The organism is Salinicola lusitanus, assembly GCF_038648475.1.
Classification (GTDB): domain Bacteria; phylum Pseudomonadota; class Gammaproteobacteria; order Pseudomonadales; family Halomonadaceae; genus Salinicola; species Salinicola lusitanus.
This window is the reverse complement of record NZ_CP151919.1, coordinates 116,192-133,478: the sequence shown is the minus strand read 5'-3', so window position 1 is coordinate 133,478 and position 17,287 is coordinate 116,192. Positions and strand designations below refer to the sequence as shown.

Here is a 17,287-nt window from a genome sequence, read left to right as displayed (position 1 = left end):
ACAGTGTGTGAAATCGGCACTCGAGGACTCACATATGGCCCGGTTGGTGCTCAACCACCTCAGCGATTCCACGTATCGCCTGTTGGCTATCGAAGCCAACAAGCGCAACGTGAATCTCAGCGAACTGGCCGTCGTGCTGCTGGAGATCGCCGTCGCCGAACTGGCGGCGCGTCATCCGGCGATGATCCCCCCGGATCGGGATCCCCGCGAACCGGACTGAACCGCCTCCCGCCGTCGCCTTGCCCCGTCAGGGCGTGCTCGACCCTTCGCGATACCAGACATCCTCACAGCACTTCCGCAACCATTGCACGACCCAGGATTCTCCGCATACTGAATGACGGTCGGTTTTCCGTTGGTGCTCGGTCGCTGCTATCCGGAGAGTGAAGGTCGGCGAGCGGGACGAGCCCTGAGAGAGGAAGTTGTCATGACGAACGCGTCGATACCGCGTCAGGATGCCGAATCGGATTGCGAGGCGCTCTCCCGGCGCCTGGGGGAGGCCTGTCTGGCCCAGGACATCCGGCTGACCACGGCGGAATCCTGTACCGGCGGCGGCGTGGCCAGCGCCATCACGGCGATCGCCGGCAGCTCCGCCTATTTCGAGACCGGCTACGTGACCTATGCCAACGCGGCCAAGCGGCGCCTGCTGGGAGTGTCCCAGGCCACCTTGGAGACCCATGGCGCTGTCAGCGAGCAGACCGTCAGGGAGATGGTCATCGGCGCCTGCCGCGACAGCGGGGCCGATCTCGGTGTCTCGGTCAGCGGCGTCGCCGGCCCGGCAGGGGGCAGCCCGGACAAGCCCGTGGGTACGGTGTGGTTCGCCTGGGGCAACCAGCACCATCAGCGGGTGGAGCGTCATCACCTGCCGGGCGATCGTCGGCAGGTCCGTGAGGCGGCGGTTGCCGTGGCGCTGTCGGGGCTGGTCGAGTCGGTGACGGAAGGTCGGCCCGGCGGGCCTCGGCGATGACAGAGTCGTCGACGTCCGACGCTTCGCGACGGCAGGATTGAAAATCTTCGGCGGGGGATAGGCGAGAGCGCTTTTTTTCGCCATACTACTGTCTAACCATACAGTACGTGAGCCGAGCGCCGTGATCGGCGCTGCCCCGCCTCACTTCGTGCATCCATAGGAGACGTTCATGGCACAGGACGAAAACCGCAGCAAGGCACTCAATGCGGCACTGTCGCAGATCGATCGTCAATTCGGCAAAGGCACCGTGATGCGCTTGGGCGACACCCCGCGTACCGCGATCCCGGTGGTGTCGACAGGGTCTCTGGGCCTGGATATCGCGCTGGGTGTGGGCGGGTTGCCCTATGGTCGTGTGGTCGAGATCTTCGGTCCGGAGTCCTCGGGCAAGACGACCCTGACGCTGTCGGTGATCGCCCAGGCCCAGAAGGACGGCAAGACCTGCGCCTTCGTCGATGCCGAGCACGCCCTCGACCCGAGCTACGCCGAAAAACTGGGAGTCGATCTCGACGAGCTGCTAGTCTCCCAGCCCGATACCGGCGAGCAGGCTCTCGAGATCTGCGACATGCTGGTACGCTCCGGTGGCGTCGACGTCATCATCATCGATTCCGTGGCGGCGCTGACGCCGCGGGCGGAGATCGAAGGGGAGATGGGCGATTCCCACGTCGGCCTCCAGGCGCGCCTGATGTCCCAGGCACTGCGCAAGATCACCGGCAACATCAAGAACGCCAACTGCATGGTGGTGTTTATCAACCAGATTCGCATGAAGATCGGCGTGATGTTCGGCAGCCCCGAGACCACGACCGGGGGCAACGCGCTGAAGTTCTACTCCAGCGTGCGCCTCGACATTCGCCGCATCGGTTCGGTCAAGCAGGGCGACGAGGTCACCGGCAACGAAACCCGGGTCAAGGTGGTGAAGAACAAGGTGGCGCCGCCGTTCCGCCAGTCCGAGTTCCAGATCCTGTATGGCAAGGGTATCTACCATGCCGGTGAGGTGATCGATCTTGGCGTGCAGTGCAACCTGGTCGACAAGGCGGGGGCCTGGTACAGCTACAAGGGCAGCAAGATCGGCCAGGGCAAGGCCAACGCCGCCCAGTATCTCGAGGAGCATCCCGAGGTGATGACCGAGATCGAGACGCAGATCCGGGCCCAGCTGCTCGCGGTGCCGGCGACCAAGGAGAAGGAGCCCGAAGCGGCTGTCGCCGAGGGCGATGATGCCGGTGATACGCTGCTGTAAGCCGCTATCGATGGAGGCGGGGGGATTGATGGCTGAGCGTAACGGCGTCCTCTGTCATGAGGAGACCTCTCGTGATGAGGTCTCTCGTGACGAAGCCCTCCGGGAGCTCTCTCCCAGAGACGTTGCCATTCGGATCCTGGCTCGGCGCGAATATGCTCGTGCCGAGCTGGAGACGCGAATGAGCGCGAAGGGCCTGGACAGCGCGGATATTCGACAGGCGCTGGACGACCTGGCGAGGGAGGGGCTTCAATCCGATGCCAGATTCGCCGAGGTTTTCGTCCGCTCCCGCATCGCGCGTGGCCAGGGGCCTGTCAGGATTCGAGTCGATATGGCACAGCGGGGGATCGATGAGTCGCTGATGGCGTTGGCTTTCGAGAGCGAGGCCCCAGACTGGAAGGAACTGGCGAGCCAGGCCCTCGCCAAGCGCTTCGACTCACCGGGCTCGACACCCAGGGAACGCGCCAAGAGAGAGCGCTTCCTGGCGGGGCGGGGCTTCGAGTTCGAACAGGTTCGCCATGCCATCAGACACGCCTGGCCAGAAGGCACCCGCTGACCCCTCAGCGTCAATTCCATGCCAGCCCCCGGCTCCGGGGGATCCCCTCTTCGATTCCCTACCTCCTGCCCATCGCCGTGACCCGACGGTGGTTCGACGCCCCGACGCCTCGTTGACGGGGCATCCCGAAGCGGCGTCCGGGCGCACGCGATATTCGCAGGACCCCTCGCTTACCCGCCGGCTGCCCGTCCCTCGTGACAAGGGTGTCGGGCAGCCGGCAATGGTGTCGCACTCGACAGACTATCGGCCGACCACGTTATACTAATGCGCTTTGCGATGGCAGGAGAGGCGTTCACGGCGTCTCTCCATTGCCGGATTCTGCGTCGCCACGTGGTCTGCTAGCCGCCGTGGGCACGCCTATCGCCACGGATTGTTTATGAAAAGTGCAGATATCAGACAGGCTTTCCTGAGCTTCTTCGAGGAGCGCGGGCACACGATCGTCCCTTCCGCCTCTCTGGTGCCGGAAAACGATCCCACGCTTCTCTTCACCAATGCCGGCATGGTGCCGTTCAAGGATGTGTTCCTGGGACGGGATCCGCGCCCCTACGTGCGTGCCACCTCGGCCCAGCGCTGCGTACGTGCCGGTGGCAAGCACAACGACCTCGACAACGTCGGCTATACCGCTCGCCACCACACCTTCTTCGAGATGATGGGCAACTTCAGCTTCGGCGACTATTTCAAGGCCGACGCCATCCGTTACGCCTGGACCTTCATTACCGAGGTCCTGGCGCTGCCCAAGGACAAGCTCTGGGTCACGGTCCATATCAGTGACGACGAAGCGGCCAGAATCTGGATCGAGGAGATCGGGGTCGATCCGGCGCGGCTGTCGCGCCTGGATGAAGACAACTTCTGGCAGATGGGCGATACCGGCCCCTGCGGCCCGTGTTCGGAGATCTTCTACGACCACGGCCCCGAGGTGTGGGGCGGCCCGCCGGGAAGCCCGGAAGAGGACGGGGATCGCTACATCGAGGTGTGGAATCTCGTCTTCATGCAGTTCGACCGCGACGCTTCCGGCAAGATGAACCCGCTGCCCAAGCCGTCGATCGATACCGGCATGGGGCTGGAACGCATGGCGGCGGTGATGCAGGGCGTCCACTCCAACTACGAGATCGACCTGTTCCGGAACCTGCTGCTGGCGGCGGCCGAAGTGACCGGCCATGACGATATCAAGACGCCCTCGCTGCGGGTCATTGCCGACCATATCCGCTCCTGTGCCTTCCTGATCGTCGATGGCGTGCTGCCCTCCAACGAAGGTCGCGGCTACGTGCTGCGTCGCATCATCCGCCGGGCGGTACGCCATGGGCACAAGCTGGGCGCCAGCGAGCCGTTCTTCCACAAGCTGGTGGCAGCGCTCGACGCCGAGATGGGCGAAGCCTATCCCGAGCTGCGTCAGGCCCGCGATCAGATCGAGCGGGTGCTGCTGAAGGAGGAGCAGCAGTTCGCGCGGACGCTGGATCATGGCATGGGCTTGCTCGAGGAGGCGCTCTCGGCACTCGAGGATGACGTACTTCCCGGCGAAACGATCTTCAAGCTCTACGACACCTACGGCTTCCCGTTCGATCTGACCGCCGACGTCTGCCGCGAGCGCGGCGTGACGCTGGACGAGGCGGGGTTCGAGCGCGAGCTGGAAGCGCAGCGCCAGCGGGCCCGTGCCGCCAGCCAGTTCGGCGGCGATTATGGTGCCGCCCTCGAGCTCGAGGGCAGCACCGAGTTCACCGGCTACGATCGGTTGGAGGATTCGTCGAAGGTGACGGCCATCGTCGATGAAGCGGGCAACGCGCTTGAGGCTCTCGAGGCGGGCCAGAAGGGTATCGTGGTGCTGGATCGCACCCCTTTCTATGCCGAGTCCGGCGGCCAGGTAGGCGATACCGGCTATCTCCGAACCGACGGTGGTCGCTTCCAGGTCACCAATACCCGCAAGCAGGCGGGGCATCACCTGCATGAGGGCGTGATGCTCGAAGGGCGGGTGACCGTCGGCGAGAGGCTTTCGCCGCAGGTGGATCCCGCGCTGCGGCTGGCGACCATGCGCAACCACTCGGCAACCCACCTGCTTCATGAAGCCTTGCGATTGACGCTCGGCGACCATGTGCAGCAGAAGGGGTCGCTGGTCAGCGCCGAGCGCCTGCGCTTCGATTTCAGCCATCTCGAGCCGCTCACGCCGGCGCAACTGGCGCAGGTCGCGCATATCGTCAATGCTCAGATCATGGCCAACGCGCCGACCCGAACCGAGCTGATGACGCTCGACGAGGCCAAGGCGAAGGGGGCTCGTGCCCTGTTCGAGGCCAAGTATCTCGATAGCGTGCGGGTACTGACGATCGGTGCCGACGACTTTTCGATCGAGCTTTGCGGTGGCACCCACGTGGCCCGCAGTGGTGACATCGGGCCGTTCCATATCGTTTCCGAGTCCGGCACCGCTGCGGGAGTGAGGCGTATCGAGGCGGTGACCGGCGAGGCGGCAATGGCGTGGTTCGAGGCCCAGGAGCGGGAGCTCAGTACCGTCAGCGAGCGCCTGAAGGTCAAGCCGGAGCAGGTCGTCGAACGGCTGGACGCCGTACTCGAAAGGCAGCGGGGATTGGAAAAGGAACTCGAGCGCCTCAAGGCCAAGCTGGCCAGCGCGGCGGGTAGCGACCTGCTCGGGCAGGCGCAGCAGGTCGAAGGCGTCCGGGTGCTGGCGACCCAGCTCGAGGGGGTGTCGGGCAAGGAACTGCGGGGGCTGCACGATCAGCTCAAGCAGAAACTGGGGTCCGGTATCCTGGTGCTGGCAACGGCCCAGGAGGGCAAGGTCAGCCTGATCGCCGGCGTGACAGACGATCTGGTTGCCAAGGTCAAGGCCGGCGAGCTCGTCAATCACGTCGCCGCACAGGTCGGGGGCAAGGGTGGCGGACGTCCCGATATGGCTCAAGCAGGTGGCAGCGACCCGGCACGGCTGCCGGCGGCGCTGGAGAGCGTGCCGGCCTGGGTTGCCGAGCGGCTGGCCTAAATGCATTCACGACCGGCGCCAGCGCCGGTCGACAACGCTAGGGAGCATTGAGCAGACTCATGGCGCTATACGTACAGAAATTCGGAGGCACGTCGGTCGGCTCGGTAGAGCGGATCAAGGCCGTGGCCGAGAAGGTCAAGCGTGATCGCGACGCCGGCCACCGCGTCGTCGTGGTGGTGTCGGCGATGAGCGGCGAGACCAATCGCCTCATCGGCCTGGCCAGTCAGATCAACGAGGATCCGACCCCGCGCGAGATGGACATGCTCGTCTCGACCGGGGAGCAGGTCACGATTTCGCTGCTGGCCATGGCCTTGCATCAGTTGGGCGTGCCGGCCACCTCCTATACCGGTGCCCAGGTGGGCATCCGTACCGACAGCGCGCACACCAAGGCGCGTATCCAGCGCATCGAGACCGATGAACTCCAGGAGGATCTGGATGACGGTCAGGTGGTGGTCGTGGCGGGTTTCCAGGGTGTCGACGAGGAAGGCAACATCACTACCCTGGGGCGCGGCGGCTCGGACACTACCGGCGTGGCGCTGGCTGCGGCACTGAACGCCGACGAGTGCCAGATCTATACCGATGTGGACGGCGTCTACACCACGGATCCCAGGGTCTGCTCCAAGGCGCAGCGCCTGGAGCGGATCACGGTGGAAGAGATGCTGGAACTCGCGAGCCTGGGTTCCAAGGTGCTCCAGATCCGGGCCGTGGAGTTCGCCGGCAAATACAACGTACCGTTACGCGTGCTCTCGAGTTTCGAGGAAGGCCCGGGCACGCTCATCGTGGCAGACGAGGAATTCGAATCGATGGAAGAACCGCTGATCTCCGGTATCGCCTTCACCGCGAACGAGGCCAAGCTGACACTGCTCAATACGCCCGACGTGCCCGGCGTGGCTTCGCGAATTCTGGGGCCGATTGCCGATGCCAACATCGAAGTGGACATGATCGTCCAGAACGTGGCGCCGGCTGGTGACTACACCGACTTCACCTTCACCGTTGCCAAGGGCGATTACAAGCAGACCATGCGGATTCTGCAGAACGACGTCATTCCGGCCTTGGGCGGAGGCGACCTGCGAGGCGACGAGAACATCGCCAAGGTGTCGCTGGTCGGTGTCGGCATGCGTTCCCATGCTGGCGTCGCGTCCAAGATGTTCCGCGTGCTCTCCGAAGAAAACATCAACATTCGGATGGTTTCGACGTCGGAGATCAAGATTTCCGTCGTGATCGACGAGAAGGCGATGGAGCTCGCGGTGAGAGCGCTGCACACCGCGTTTGGCCTCGATAAAGACAGTATTCAAAGCGAATGATCGAATAACACCTTCACGAATGGCCCAAGCGTTCTACGCTAAGGGGGAGTTGGAAGGAAGCGAATGGAACATGCGCTCTTTCAACGATGCCACGGGTTTTCATGGAATGGCGTCATTGGCCTGAGGGGCCGTATGGCGCATAATCGCTCCTCGGGTGGTACACCTGTCGTGCAGGAGCCCGAGAGCTTGACCCGAGAATGGAAGAAGGCCCTGAGAAGGAGATCAGATAATGCTCATCCTGACCCGTCGCGTGGGAGAGACTCTCATGATCGGCGACGACATTACCGTCACGGTTCTGGGAGTGAAAGGGAATCAGGTGCGTATTGGCGTGAATGCGCCCAAGGATGTGGCCGTCCACCGTGAAGAGATCTATCAGCGCATCCAGCGTGAGAAATCCGAGGACGAAGACGGCGATCCTGGCGCGTGAGTGCTGGATAGGCGCTTTGGTACCGTCTGGGCTGGTGAAGTCGTCCCCTTTATCGGCTCGGGCTATCTCTGAAACCCTCCTTCGTTCTTCCGTACTCGCCCTGGTGGCGCCAGCTTTCCGGTAACTTCTTCATCCTCTAAGGTTTTTAGGAATTTTTTTGGCCTATCGGCTGGACAAGGCCAAATGGAATCGGTAATCTACGCGCCGTGCTGATCGGGGAGAGGTGGCCGAGTGGCTGAAGGCGCTCCCCTGCTAAGGGAGTATAGGGTTTATAGCCCTATCGAGGGTTCGAATCCCTCCCTCTCCGCCATTTTCGCAAGTGCGAAAACCACGACCGGCACAGTGTGAAAGAAGCATGAATCAAGCGCCCGTAGCTCAGCTGGATAGAGTACCTGACTACGAATCAGGGGGTCGGAGGTTCGAATCCTCCCGGGCGCGCCATTCATCAAGCACTGCGCACCTGCGGTGTCACTTCACAAGATTCAAGCGCCCGTAGCTCAGCTGGATAGAGTACCTGACTACGAATCAGGGGGTCGGAGGTTCGAATCCTCCCGGGCGCGCCATACAGATGACACCCGCATGCTTCGGCATGCGGGTGTTTTCGTTTGTAGGGTTGTCGTTGAGGGGCTTGTCGCGCTAGCCCGCCAGCGTCGAAGAAGCATGCGCCGCCGTTCCTGAGCTGGTCGAGTCCGAGCTCGACCCAAGGTCGCTCAATCCGGCCACAAAGGGCGCCAGTGCGGTCTCCCGGCGCAGCGCGGTGAAACGCGCCGCGGCCTCGGAATCTCGCCCCCGCATGATGTTGAGCCACTGTTTCAGCAGCGAAACGATGACCTTCTCGGCCATTCCCGCGTCGCGTTTGGCGTCGGCATAGCGAATCAGCATGTCGCTGCGGGCCGACCATGGCGTCGGTGACAGCCGTTCACCGCCGGTTTCCAGCCAATGGCGAATGCGCCGCGCCAGCCATGGGTCGGCGAGCATACCACGCCCCAGCATGACGTCGCGGCAGCCTGACAGCGTGCGCGCCTTCCAGTAATCCTCGAGCGACCAGATATCGCCATTGGCCACCACCGGCACCCTGACCCCGGCGCGGATCCGGGCGATCCACTCCCAGTGGGCGGGTGGTCGATAGCCCTCACGCCGGGTACGGGCGTGAACCACCAGCTCCTCGGCGCCGCCGGCCTCGGCCGCTTGCGCACAGGCCAGGGCCAACTGCTTGTCGTCGAAGCCGAGCCGCAGCTTGGCGTTGACCGAGACACCATGCCGCTGGCTGACCTCGGCCACCGCACCGACCACGGTGTAGACCCGCTCCGGCGTCCTCAACAGCGAGGCGCCGCCGTCATGACGGTTGACGGTCTTGGCCGGGCAGCCGAAGTTGAGGTCGAGACGCGTGACGCCCTGGGAGATCGCCTGTTCGGCATTGGCCGCCAGGCCCCGGGGATCGGAGCCCAACAACTGCAGCGTAACGGGAGTGGCGGAGGGGGTGATCGGCCCGGCGCTGCCCGCCGTCGCCAACTCGGGGCAGTGGCGCAGGAAGACGCGGGGCGGCAATCTGGCATCGACGACACGCACGAATTCGGTGACGCACCAGTCCAGGGCGCCATCCTCGCTCAGCAGTGCTCGCGTATCGCCGTCGATGACGCCCTCCATGGGCGCCAGGCCGAGGCGCCCGCGCGGGGAGGCGTCGGTGGGTACGGAAAAGTGGTGTCGTGCCATGCGGCCTCCAAGGATCTGGCGGGCGCTAAACTAGCACAATCGTGACGGTATGCCATGCCCCGGTGAGGCCCCGGCGGGCGGGGCGAACCGCCGCGCGCGGGCTCAGGTCCGGGCGATCGCCCGTTGCTGGAGCAGACGTCGAACGGTGAACGCCACCGACAGCACGGCGAGCAGCAGCAGGGCCGCCGAGATCGGCCGGGTGAAGAACAGTGTCCAGTTCTCGTCGGCCATCAGCGCACGTCGTAGATTGGTCTCGGCAATAGGCCCCAGGATGACCCCCAGCACCAGCGGCGCCAGCGGATAGTCGAGCTTCGCCAGCAGATAACCGACCAGGCCAACGCCGACCAGCAGGTAGAGGTCGGTGATGCGATTGTTGAGCGCCAGGGCGCCAACGGCACAGCAGACCAGGACCACCGGCACGATGATCGACTTGGGAATCTCGGTGATCCGCAAGAACCAGCGCATGCTGATCAGGCAGAAGGCCAGTACCATGCCGGCGGCCAGGAACATCGCCAGGAACATGCCGTAGACCAGGTCCGCACTGTCCATGATCAGGCGTGGGCCGACGCTGACGCCCTGCACCATCAACGCCGCCATCAGCACGGCGTCGACGGCGCTGCCGGGGATGCCCAGCGCGATCATCGGTATCAGCCCACCGCCGGCGGTGGCGGAATTGCCGGACTCCGAGGCGACCACGCCGTCGGCGATGCCGGTACCGAAGCGCTCCGGCGTCCTCGAGGCGCGTTTGGCCTGGTCGTAGGCGATCAGGTTGGCGATGCTGCCGCCCGCTCCGGGCACGGCGCCGATGACCACGCCCAGCAGCGACGAACGTAACAGGTTGCCCGGTCGACTCAGAACTTCGCGCATCACCGTGAACGGTCGAAAGTGCATGTCGCCGCGGACCAGCGACTCCCCACGCTGAAGCGCCGCCGGGTTCTCGACCTCACTGGCGAGCTGGCTGACCGCAAAAATCCCGATCAGCACCACCAGAAACGGGATGCCGGCCGCCAAGACGTCGACGCCGAAGGTGAAACGCGGTACGCCCATCATCGGGTCCTGTCCCACCGTGGCGATGAACAGCCCCAGCAGGCTCATCATCAACCCCTTGAGGATCGACTTGCCGACCAGGCTCGCCACCACCGTCACGGCGAACAGGATCAGCGAGAAGTACTCCCACGGCCCGAGCTTGACGGCGATCATCGCCAGTGGGGGCGCGGCGACGATCAGCACCACGGCGCTGACCAGTGCGCCGAAGAACGACGCCCAGATCCCCAGCGCCAGCGCCCGGCCGGGCTCGCCCTTGCGCGCCATCGGGTAGGCGTCGAACGTCGTCGCCACGGCGGAGGGCGTGCCGGGGATCCCCAGCAGCGCCGCGCTGATCAGCCCGCCCGAGCCGCCGCCGACATAGACGGCGAGCATCGTGGCGACGCCCTGCAGCGGCGGCATGGTGAAGGTGACCGGTAGTGTCAGCACGATCGCCATGGTGATCGTGAAGCCAGGAATGGCGGCCGCCACGACACCTGCCATGACGCCAATCATCATGCTGGCAAGCGTCGCCAGCGAAAACAGTTGTTCGACGCTGCTGAGCAGCGCATCGGTCATCGGCATGAAGAACCCTCTTGGCCCCTGGTTGTTGTCGGTATGGGGCTATCGGTCTGTCGGGGATGAAGCTTCGGGTTACCGCCTTCCGCTACCACAGGCGGCCCGCGGGCAAGGAGATCAGAAACACATGGCTGAACAGCGCATAGAGGCCGAGACCGAAGACCGCCGCGACGAGGCAGGCGATCAGCAGTCGGCGCCCGCGACGCGCGCCCAGGATCACCTGGACTGCCAACAGGAACAGCAGCGACGCCAGTGCGAAGCCGATCCATGGCATGAGTAGCGCGTAGACACAGAAGGCCGCCAGGGTGGCGAAGGCCAGCCGCCGTTGGACGAACCAGCGGCCGGCTCCCACGCGGGTCGCCGGGTCTGCCTGGCGCAGTGCCAGCGCCGACTGGACCACGATCGCCAGATTGAAGATCACCAGGGCGCCGAGGATCAGCCGGGGAAAGGACCCGGCACCCAGCGGTTCCCACATCGACGACGGCAGGTCGCCGGCCTGCACGAACAGGCCGACGAAAAGTGCCGCCAGTGCGGCATTGAAGATGAGGTTGGCGAGCGCCTTGCCACGTTCGCTGCTGGCCTCCCGCCCGGGGCGGGAGGCCATGTCGGTGGTCTCGCTCATCGTGCCAACTTGCCTGAAAGGCGCTTGATCGTGCCGTCGACGTCGGCGAGGTAGTCGGCGTACGCCTGCGGTCCCATGAACTCGACCTCGGCACCGGCCTTGTTGACCCGGTCGACGAAAGCGGGATCCTCGGACATCGCCTCGAAGTCTTTGGCCAGCGTCTCGACCCTGGCAGGGTCGATTCCCTTGGGTGCGACGATGCCGCGATTGATGCTCATGTCGAGATTGTCGTAGCCGAGTTCGCGGAAGGTGGGAACGTCGGGAGTCTGTTCGAGTCGCGTTTTACTACCGACGGCGAGGAATCGCAGGTCGCCGTTCTTGACGAACTCCAGGCTCGACGAGATGTCGCCGATCGATGCGTCGATATGGCCACCCACCAGCGACCGGATGCGGGCACCGGTCCCCTCGAAGCCGACATAGCGGAATTGGGCGCCGATGGCGTCCTCGATCATTGCCGCGTGAACGTGGGGGATGCCACCGAGGGTGGCGCCGATGCGGATTTCGCCGGGGTGCGCCTTGGCGTACTCGGCGAACTCGTCGAAGGTCTTCCAGTCGCTGTCGGCATTGACCACGAGATATTGCGGCGACGAGGCCAGCGAGGCGATCGGCTGGAAATCGTCCCAGTTGAGCGTCGTCAGGCCGGTGGCGTTGGCGGCCATCAAGCCCTCGTGAATCTGGCCCACGGTGTAACCGTCGGGGTCTTTCTGGGCGAGCTCCTTGAGTCCGATCGTGCCACTGACGCCGGGCATGTTGATCACCGGCATCGGCTGGCCGACGAACTCCGGCGCCGCGTTGGAGATGATGCGCATCAGGGCATCGCTGCCGCCGCCCGGCGACCAGGGGACGATGAATTCGATGGCATGGTCGGGGTAGTCGTCAGCCTGGGCCGATTGGCTGACGGTCAGGCCGCCGGCGCCGAGCCCGACGGCCAGGGAGGCGATGGCTGCCCCGGAGGCGAGCAGCCGCCCCAGACGCTTGCGGGGGGCCGGGAGGAGTACGTCGTGGAACATGGGTTGTCCTTGTTTTGGTCTGTTGGTTTGACGTCGTATCGATTCTTGCTGAGTCGTTGTCTCTTTCGCTGCCTTTCTTCAGGATCTTGCCTTGTGGATGCGCTTCGGTTCAGCGCTCGTCTATCCGAGCAACAGGCCGCCGTAAACCAGTCCGACGACCACGGCCCATACCGGATGGAGCTTGAGTCGCCACAGCATGACGACGGCGATCGCGGCGATGATGCCCGTGTGGATCCAGCCGGCATCATGGACACCTTCGTCGAGGAACGACCAGGTGAGATAGCCCATCAGTACCATGATCACCGGTCTCACCCACTGGCTCATCGACTTGACCTTGATCGAATCCCGGTAGCGATACAGCGTCCCCAGCGCGACCAGCATCAGGATCAGCGAAGGGGCGACGGTGGCGAAGGTCGCCACCAGGCCGCCGCCGATCCCGGCCACGTCATAGCCGATGTAGCCGGCCATCTTGGTCGCGATCGGGCTGGGCAGGGTGTTGCCCAGCGCCAGCGTCTCGGCGAACTGCTGGGAACTCATCCAGCCGTAGCGGCCGACCACTTCGTTCTCCACCAGGGGGATGATCGCCGGGCCGCCGCCGTAGCCGACGATATTAGGGATGAAAAACGCCACGAACAGGTCCCAGTAGATCATGGCTTGGCCTCCCCGCTGCGTTTGTGCCGCCGCTCCGGTCGTAGCAGGGCGGCGATGAGGATCGCGCCGATCACCAGTCCCGGGTGGATGCCGAGTCCATAGATCAGGCCGCCGGCGACCACGCCCATGATCAGGGTCGCGATCCAGCCGAGCACGACGCGGGATTTCTGGAAGAAGTCCCAGGTCAGTTGGGCCATCATCACCATCACCACCGGGACGACGCCCTCGCTCATGCCCTGGATCCAGCGCTGGTCGCGATAGCGGGTGAACAGCCCCAGGAGCACCACCATCGCCACGATGCACGGCACGATGACGGCGACGACAGCGTTGATGCAGCCCAGCACACCGCCGACCCGATAGCCGATGGTGCCGGCCATCTTGGTCGCGATCGGGCCGGGCAGGGTATTGCCGATGGCCAGCACGTCACCGAACTCCTCGTCGTTCATCCATCGATAGCGGGTCACCGCTTCGGCGCGGACGAGGGGAATCATCGACGGGCCGCCGCCGAAGCCGAGCAGCCCGATACGCAAGAAGGCCATGAACAGGTGGCGCTGGGTGGTGAAGGAACGCTTGGCCATCGATCAGAGCACCGCGATGCTGGAGTCGGTGCGGGGCTCGGTGCCGCCGCAGTACACGCCGCTGTTCGGGTCGCGCAGGATGATCTGGCCACGACCGTAGGCGGTGCTGTCCACGGCCACCGTCATCTGGTGGCCGCGCAGGGACATCTCGCGGACCAGATGCATCGGGTAGCCGGGCTCGATACCGATCCTGCGCCCGCCCATCCACTGCCAGCGCGGTGCATCCAGCGCCGCCTGCGGGTTGAGACCGAAGTCGACCAGGTTCATCACGACCTGCATGTGGCCCTGGGGCTGCATGAAGCCGCCCATGACGCCAAACGGGCCGAGTGCGGTCTCCCCTTGAGTCAAGAAGCCGGGAATGATGGTGTGGAAGGTGCGTTTGCCGGGAGCCAGCACGTTGACGTGATCGGCGTCCAGGCTGAAGCCGTGGCCGCGATTCTGGAGCGAGATGCCGGTATCCGGCACCACCACGCCGGAACCGAAACCGTGATAGTTGCTCTGGATATAGGAGACCATGTTGCCGTCACTGTCGGCAGTGGCCAGGTAAACGGTGCCGCCAGCTTGTGGCTGCCCGGGCTGCGGATCGATCGCGCGCTCGCCAATCAGGGCGCGGCGGGTGGCGGCATACTCGTCACTCAACAGCGCCTCGACGCTGGTGCGCATGTGCTCGGCCTGGGTGATGTGGTGATGGCCGTCGGTATAGGCCAGCTTCATCGCTTCCAGCTGGCGGTGCAGCAGCCGTGGATCGTCGCGCACCGTGACGTCGAACCCTTCCATCATCCGCAGCGCCATCAGCGCGACCATGCCCTGGCCGTTGGGGGGAATCTCCCAGACGTCGATGCCACGGTAGTTGACCGAGATCGGGTCGACCCACTCCGGCGCATAGTCGGCCAGATCGTCGGCGCGTAGATAGCCACCGGTAGCCCGGGAGAAGGCATCGATCTGCTGCGCCAGCTCGCCGCGGTAGAAGCTCTCGCAGCGACTCTCCGCCAGCGCTTCCAGGGTTCTCGCCTGGGCCTCGTTACGATGGAGTTCGCCCGGACGGGGGGCGTGCCCATTGGGTGTGAACGCCTCCAGCCAGGAGGCGATGGCGGGATCGTCCGCCTTGGCGCGAAACTCGATCTCGGCACGCTGCCAGAGTTGGCTGATGACCGGGGAGACGGGAAAGCCCTCCCGGGCGATGCGGATGGCCGGCGCCAGCAGGGTGGCGAAATCCAGTTTGCCGTATCGGCGCGAGAGTTCGGCCCAGGCGGCGGGGGTGCCGGGGACGGTGACCGGGGTCCAGCCGTGCAGGGGCATCTCGTCATGACCCGCTGCCTTGACCGCGTCGGGCGTCAATCCCTTCGGCGCGTGGCCACTGGCATTGAGGCCATGGAGCTTGCCGCCACCGTTGCGGCCCTCGGCCAGCCACACCAGGGCAAAGGCGTCGCCGCCGATGCCGTTGCCGCTGGGCTCGACCACGGTCAACATGGCTGCCGTCGCGATGGCGGCGTCTATCGCATTGCCGCCCTGGGCGAGGATGTCCCGCCCAGCCTGACTCGCCTGCGGCTGAGAGGCGGCCACCATGCCGCCCTTGGCATAGGTGGCGCTGCGGCGAGAGGGGAAGGGATTGTTATGGTCGAAGGCAAGAGACATGGCGATACTCGAATTATTGTAAGGCGGTTCGTTGGTTGCCGAAGGTCTTTCGGTTAACGGACGTGAATCGGTTATGATGTGAAAAATCGATTTTTTACTATGGCGTCGTATCGTTGCGCAGGTCAAGCCCCTGATTGGCGAGAGGCACGCGGTCGATGCGATAGTGAATCTTTGCCAATGAATCGGAAGGGTCGTCTTTATGGGAGCTGAAGCCGCCACCACCAACATGACGGCGAGCCAACTGTATGCAGCGCTGAAGCGCGATCTGATCGACGGTCGTTTTACCGCGGGCCAGAAGCTGGCGATCACCGTGCTCAGGCAGCGCTACGGCGTCGGTCTGAGCCCGCTGCGTGAGACGTTGAATCGTCTGGCCGCCTACGGACTGCTGGAGCAGGAGAATCAGCGTGGCTTTCGGGTTCCCGCGCTCAAGCGTGCCGAACTCGACGACATCGCCGATCTGCGGCGACGTCTGGAGGGGCTTGCGCTGGCTCAGGCGCTCCAGGCGGGCGGCGACGAATGGGAAGCCGGCCTGCTGGCGGCGTTCCACCGCCTCAAGCGAGCCGACGAGACGCCGGGACAGCTGGAACACTGGGAGCAGATGCATCTCCAGTTCCATCGCCACCTGCTCGAACCCTGCGGTTCGGCGTGGCTGCTGCGCTTCATCGAGCAGTTGCACGACCAGTTCGACCGCTATCGCCGGATGGCGCCGGCCAACGATACGATCCGGGATACGCTCAACCTCCAGCACGGCCAACTGGTGGAGCTGGCCATGGCTCGCGATATTCCCGCGGCTCGGGCACTGCTCGAGGAACATATCCGGCTTTCCCACGAGGTGGCACGGGGGGCCTGCCGGGAGGATCGAAACAGCCCGGAAGAGGGTGACTAGCGGTCGGGGATCATCGGGCCAGGGCCTTTCGCGCCGGGATCAGAGGCGCACGAGCGCGCCCTTGAGGCGCTGCTCCAGTCGCGTCAGCGAGAGGCTGTCGTCGGCCGGCCATGCCAGGCTGAGGCGCGCTCCCTGGCTATCGTAGTCCGCGTCGGTGACGGGGATGTCGTGCTCGGCCAGCCAGCGGCGGGCTTCCGCCTCGTTGCTGAAATCGACCTGGATCGCCACCGCGCGGCGTTCGGTGAAGGCGCGCCTGGGCAGCGTGTCGAGTGCCTTGAGCACGGCCTGGGTATAGGCGCGGACCAGGCCGCCTGTGCCCAGCTTGGTGCCGCCGAAGTAGCGCGTCACCACTGCGCCGACCTGGCCCAGCCCGCTCCCCTCCAGCGCCTGGAACATGGGGCGTCCGGCGGTGCCGCCCGGCTCGCCGTCGTCGGAGAAGCCGATCGCGACCTGTTCGCCGGGGGCGCCGGCGATGAAGGCGGAGCAGTGGTGGCTGGCATCCGGATAGGCGAGGCGGGTCTCGGCCAGCAGGGCCTCGAAGGTGGCGTTGTCCGGGGTGTGGCAGAGCCGGCAGATGAACCGGCTCTTTTCGATCTCGAGGGCTTCGACGTGCCAAGCCCCGGGGGAAAGGTCGGGAATGGGGTAGCGCATCAGGCCGCCTGAGGGGGATTGCGCATCACGCCCATGACCAGCCCCAGCACCTGCACGTCCTCGTTCTTGAGGTAGATCGGCGGCATGTTGTCGTTGGCCGGCTGCAGACGGACCCCGGACTTCTCGATGAACAGCTTCTTCAGGGTCACTTCCTGATTGTTGATCAGCACCACGGCGGTCTCGCCGTTTTCCGCCGACTCGTAACGCTCGATGATGATGACATCGCCATCGAAGATGTTGCTGTCGATCATCGAGTCGCCACGTACGCGCAGCGCATAGGTGTTGCGACGGACCAGCTTGGCCGGAACGTGGACGGTGGCGTTGTCGAGGCAGGCTTCCATCGGCAGCCCGGCCGCGACCTGGCCCAGCAGCGGTATCTCGACCAGATCGGTCGCGTCGATGGGTTCCCAGTTGCCGTCGATCAGCGGCAGGTTCGGCTGGCGCTGGAGATAGCTCGGTGCGGCGTTTGTCATCGTC

17 protein-coding genes and 3 tRNA genes are annotated in these 17,287 nt (G+C 64.8%); 11 read left to right on the top strand and 9 right to left on the bottom strand.

The window, feature by feature from the left end; genetic code table 11:
• The first annotated feature begins 34 nt into the window (after window positions 1-34).
• The 10 genes from AAGT95_RS00610 to AAGT95_RS00565 all read left to right on the top strand — a co-directional run bounded on the left by AAGT95_RS00610 (window position 35) and on the right by AAGT95_RS00565 (window position 8,025).
• On the top strand, window positions 35-220 hold the full coding sequence (locus AAGT95_RS00610) for a hypothetical protein (RefSeq protein WP_110598906.1): 186 nt from the start codon (window positions 35-37) through the stop codon (window positions 218-220).
• Window positions 221-424: 204 nt separating this feature from the next.
• Complete coding sequence (locus AAGT95_RS00605; RefSeq protein ID WP_342595179.1) at window positions 425-964, top strand: CinA family protein; 540 nt, start codon at window positions 425-427, stop codon at window positions 962-964.
• A gap of 169 nt (window positions 965-1,133) precedes the next feature.
• Window positions 1,134-2,198 carry a recombinase RecA gene (gene recA / locus AAGT95_RS00600; RefSeq protein ID WP_110708098.1) on the top strand — a complete coding sequence of 355 codons (1,065 nt, stop codon included), beginning with the start codon at window positions 1,134-1,136 and terminating at the stop codon, window positions 2,196-2,198.
• A gap of 127 nt (window positions 2,199-2,325) precedes the next feature.
• The gene (locus AAGT95_RS00595; RefSeq protein ID WP_425356063.1) at window positions 2,326-2,751 is read left to right on the top strand and encodes a regulatory protein RecX; all 426 of its coding nucleotides are present in this window, start codon (window positions 2,326-2,328) and stop codon (window positions 2,749-2,751) included.
• Window positions 2,752-3,127: 376 nt separating this feature from the next.
• Entirely contained in the window at window positions 3,128-5,731 is a 2,604-nt protein-coding gene (gene alaS / locus AAGT95_RS00590; RefSeq protein ID WP_342595177.1) for an alanine--tRNA ligase, read from the top strand.
• Window positions 5,732-5,790: 59 nt separating this feature from the next.
• Window positions 5,791-7,035, top strand: coding sequence for an aspartate kinase (locus AAGT95_RS00585; protein ID WP_110598897.1), 1,245 nt, complete (start codon window positions 5,791-5,793; stop codon window positions 7,033-7,035).
• A gap of 229 nt (window positions 7,036-7,264) precedes the next feature.
• Window positions 7,265-7,462, top strand: a complete 198-nt coding sequence (gene csrA / locus AAGT95_RS00580) for a carbon storage regulator CsrA (RefSeq protein WP_075570877.1) — start codon at window positions 7,265-7,267, stop codon at window positions 7,460-7,462.
• Between the two features lie 217 nt (window positions 7,463-7,679).
• A tRNA-Ser gene (locus AAGT95_RS00575) sits at window positions 7,680-7,772 on the top strand.
• 54 nt (window positions 7,773-7,826) lie between these two features.
• A tRNA-Arg gene (locus tag AAGT95_RS00570) sits at window positions 7,827-7,903 on the top strand.
• Window positions 7,904-7,948: 45 nt separating this feature from the next.
• Window positions 7,949-8,025: transfer RNA gene (locus tag AAGT95_RS00565), tRNA-Arg, on the top strand.
• Window positions 8,026-8,098: 73 nt separating this feature from the next.
• Here the strand turns inward: AAGT95_RS00565 and AAGT95_RS00560 are convergent.
• The 7 genes from AAGT95_RS00560 to AAGT95_RS00530 all read right to left on the bottom strand — a co-directional run bounded on the left by AAGT95_RS00560 (window position 8,099) and on the right by AAGT95_RS00530 (window position 15,273).
• Complete coding sequence (locus AAGT95_RS00560; RefSeq protein ID WP_342596568.1) at window positions 8,099-9,109, bottom strand: tRNA-dihydrouridine synthase family protein; 1,011 nt, start codon at window positions 9,107-9,109, stop codon at window positions 8,099-8,101.
• A 168-nt stretch (window positions 9,110-9,277) separates the two neighbouring features.
• A complete protein-coding gene (locus AAGT95_RS00555; protein ID WP_232822211.1) occupies window positions 9,278-10,783 on the bottom strand; it encodes a tripartite tricarboxylate transporter permease in 1,506 nt (501 codons plus the stop codon).
• Window positions 10,784-10,865: 82 nt separating this feature from the next.
• Window positions 10,866-11,399, bottom strand: coding sequence for a tripartite tricarboxylate transporter TctB family protein (locus tag AAGT95_RS00550; RefSeq protein ID WP_342595176.1), 534 nt, complete (start codon window positions 11,397-11,399; stop codon window positions 10,866-10,868).
• Entirely contained in the window at window positions 11,396-12,409 is a 1,014-nt protein-coding gene (locus AAGT95_RS00545; RefSeq protein WP_110708102.1) for a Bug family tripartite tricarboxylate transporter substrate binding protein, read from the bottom strand. The genes AAGT95_RS00550 and AAGT95_RS00545 overlap by 4 nt, the downstream gene beginning before the upstream one ends.
• A gap of 120 nt (window positions 12,410-12,529) precedes the next feature.
• On the bottom strand, window positions 12,530-13,060 hold the full coding sequence (locus AAGT95_RS00540) for a chromate transporter (RefSeq protein ID WP_110598891.1): 531 nt from the start codon (window positions 13,058-13,060) through the stop codon (window positions 12,530-12,532).
• Entirely contained in the window at window positions 13,057-13,638 is a 582-nt protein-coding gene (locus tag AAGT95_RS00535; protein ID WP_110708103.1) for a chromate transporter, read from the bottom strand. Before AAGT95_RS00535 ends, AAGT95_RS00540 begins: the two co-directional genes overlap by 4 nt.
• Window positions 13,639-13,641: 3 nt before the next feature.
• Window positions 13,642-15,273: a gamma-glutamyltransferase family protein gene (locus tag AAGT95_RS00530; RefSeq protein ID WP_342595175.1), complete on the bottom strand. Its 1,632-nt coding sequence runs from the start codon at window positions 15,271-15,273 to the stop codon at window positions 13,642-13,644.
• A 199-nt stretch (window positions 15,274-15,472) separates the two neighbouring features.
• Here AAGT95_RS00530 and AAGT95_RS00525 point away from each other — a divergent pair, with 199 nt between their 5' ends.
• A complete protein-coding gene (locus AAGT95_RS00525) occupies window positions 15,473-16,159 on the top strand; it encodes a GntR family transcriptional regulator (RefSeq protein ID WP_342595174.1) in 687 nt (228 codons plus the stop codon).
• A gap of 39 nt (window positions 16,160-16,198) precedes the next feature.
• Here the strand turns inward: AAGT95_RS00525 and AAGT95_RS00520 are convergent, their stop codons facing one another.
• The gene (locus AAGT95_RS00520; protein ID WP_110598883.1) at window positions 16,199-16,810 is read right to left on the bottom strand and encodes an IMPACT family protein; all 612 of its coding nucleotides are present in this window, start codon (window positions 16,808-16,810) and stop codon (window positions 16,199-16,201) included.
• Window positions 16,810-17,283, bottom strand: a complete 474-nt coding sequence (locus tag AAGT95_RS00515) for a LexA family protein (RefSeq protein WP_110598881.1) — start codon at window positions 17,281-17,283, stop codon at window positions 16,810-16,812. Before AAGT95_RS00515 ends, AAGT95_RS00520 begins: the two co-directional genes overlap by 1 nt.
• Between the last annotated feature and the right edge of the window lie 4 nt (window positions 17,284-17,287).

What these genes read in the sequence shown, in the direction of transcription:
- AAGT95_RS00560 (WP_342596568.1), bottom strand. Translation starts at nt 9,109, where the DNA reads ATGGAGGGCGTCATCGACGGCGATACGCGAGCACTGCTGAGCGAGGAT.
- AAGT95_RS00520 (WP_110598883.1), bottom strand. Translation starts at nt 16,810, where the DNA reads ATGCGCTACCCCATTCCCGACCTTTCCCCCGGGGCTTGGCACGTCGAA.
- AAGT95_RS00585 (WP_110598897.1), top strand. Translation starts at nt 5,791, where the DNA reads ATGGCGCTATACGTACAGAAATTCGGAGGCACGTCGGTCGGCTCGGTA.
- AAGT95_RS00525 (WP_342595174.1), top strand. Translation starts at nt 15,473, where the DNA reads ATGGGAGCTGAAGCCGCCACCACCAACATGACGGCGAGCCAACTGTAT.
- AAGT95_RS00555 (WP_232822211.1), bottom strand. Translation starts at nt 10,783, where the DNA reads ATGCCGATGACCGATGCGCTGCTCAGCAGCGTCGAACAACTGTTTTCG.
- AAGT95_RS00610 (WP_110598906.1), top strand. Translation starts at nt 35, where the DNA reads ATGGCCCGGTTGGTGCTCAACCACCTCAGCGATTCCACGTATCGCCTG.
- AAGT95_RS00605 (WP_342595179.1), top strand. Translation starts at nt 425, where the DNA reads ATGACGAACGCGTCGATACCGCGTCAGGATGCCGAATCGGATTGCGAG.
- AAGT95_RS00515 (WP_110598881.1), bottom strand. Translation starts at nt 17,283, where the DNA reads ATGACAAACGCCGCACCGAGCTATCTCCAGCGCCAGCCGAACCTGCCG.
- AAGT95_RS00545 (WP_110708102.1), bottom strand. Translation starts at nt 12,409, where the DNA reads ATGTTCCACGACGTACTCCTCCCGGCCCCCCGCAAGCGTCTGGGGCGG.
- AAGT95_RS00550 (WP_342595176.1), bottom strand. Translation starts at nt 11,399, where the DNA reads ATGAGCGAGACCACCGACATGGCCTCCCGCCCCGGGCGGGAGGCCAGC.
- AAGT95_RS00540 (WP_110598891.1), bottom strand. Translation starts at nt 13,060, where the DNA reads ATGATCTACTGGGACCTGTTCGTGGCGTTTTTCATCCCTAATATCGTC.
- csrA (WP_075570877.1), top strand. Translation starts at nt 7,265, where the DNA reads ATGCTCATCCTGACCCGTCGCGTGGGAGAGACTCTCATGATCGGCGAC.
- alaS (WP_342595177.1), top strand. Translation starts at nt 3,128, where the DNA reads ATGAAAAGTGCAGATATCAGACAGGCTTTCCTGAGCTTCTTCGAGGAG.
- recA (WP_110708098.1), top strand. Translation starts at nt 1,134, where the DNA reads ATGGCACAGGACGAAAACCGCAGCAAGGCACTCAATGCGGCACTGTCG.
- AAGT95_RS00535 (WP_110708103.1), bottom strand. Translation starts at nt 13,638, where the DNA reads ATGGCCAAGCGTTCCTTCACCACCCAGCGCCACCTGTTCATGGCCTTC.
- AAGT95_RS00530 (WP_342595175.1), bottom strand. Translation starts at nt 15,273, where the DNA reads ATGTCTCTTGCCTTCGACCATAACAATCCCTTCCCCTCTCGCCGCAGC.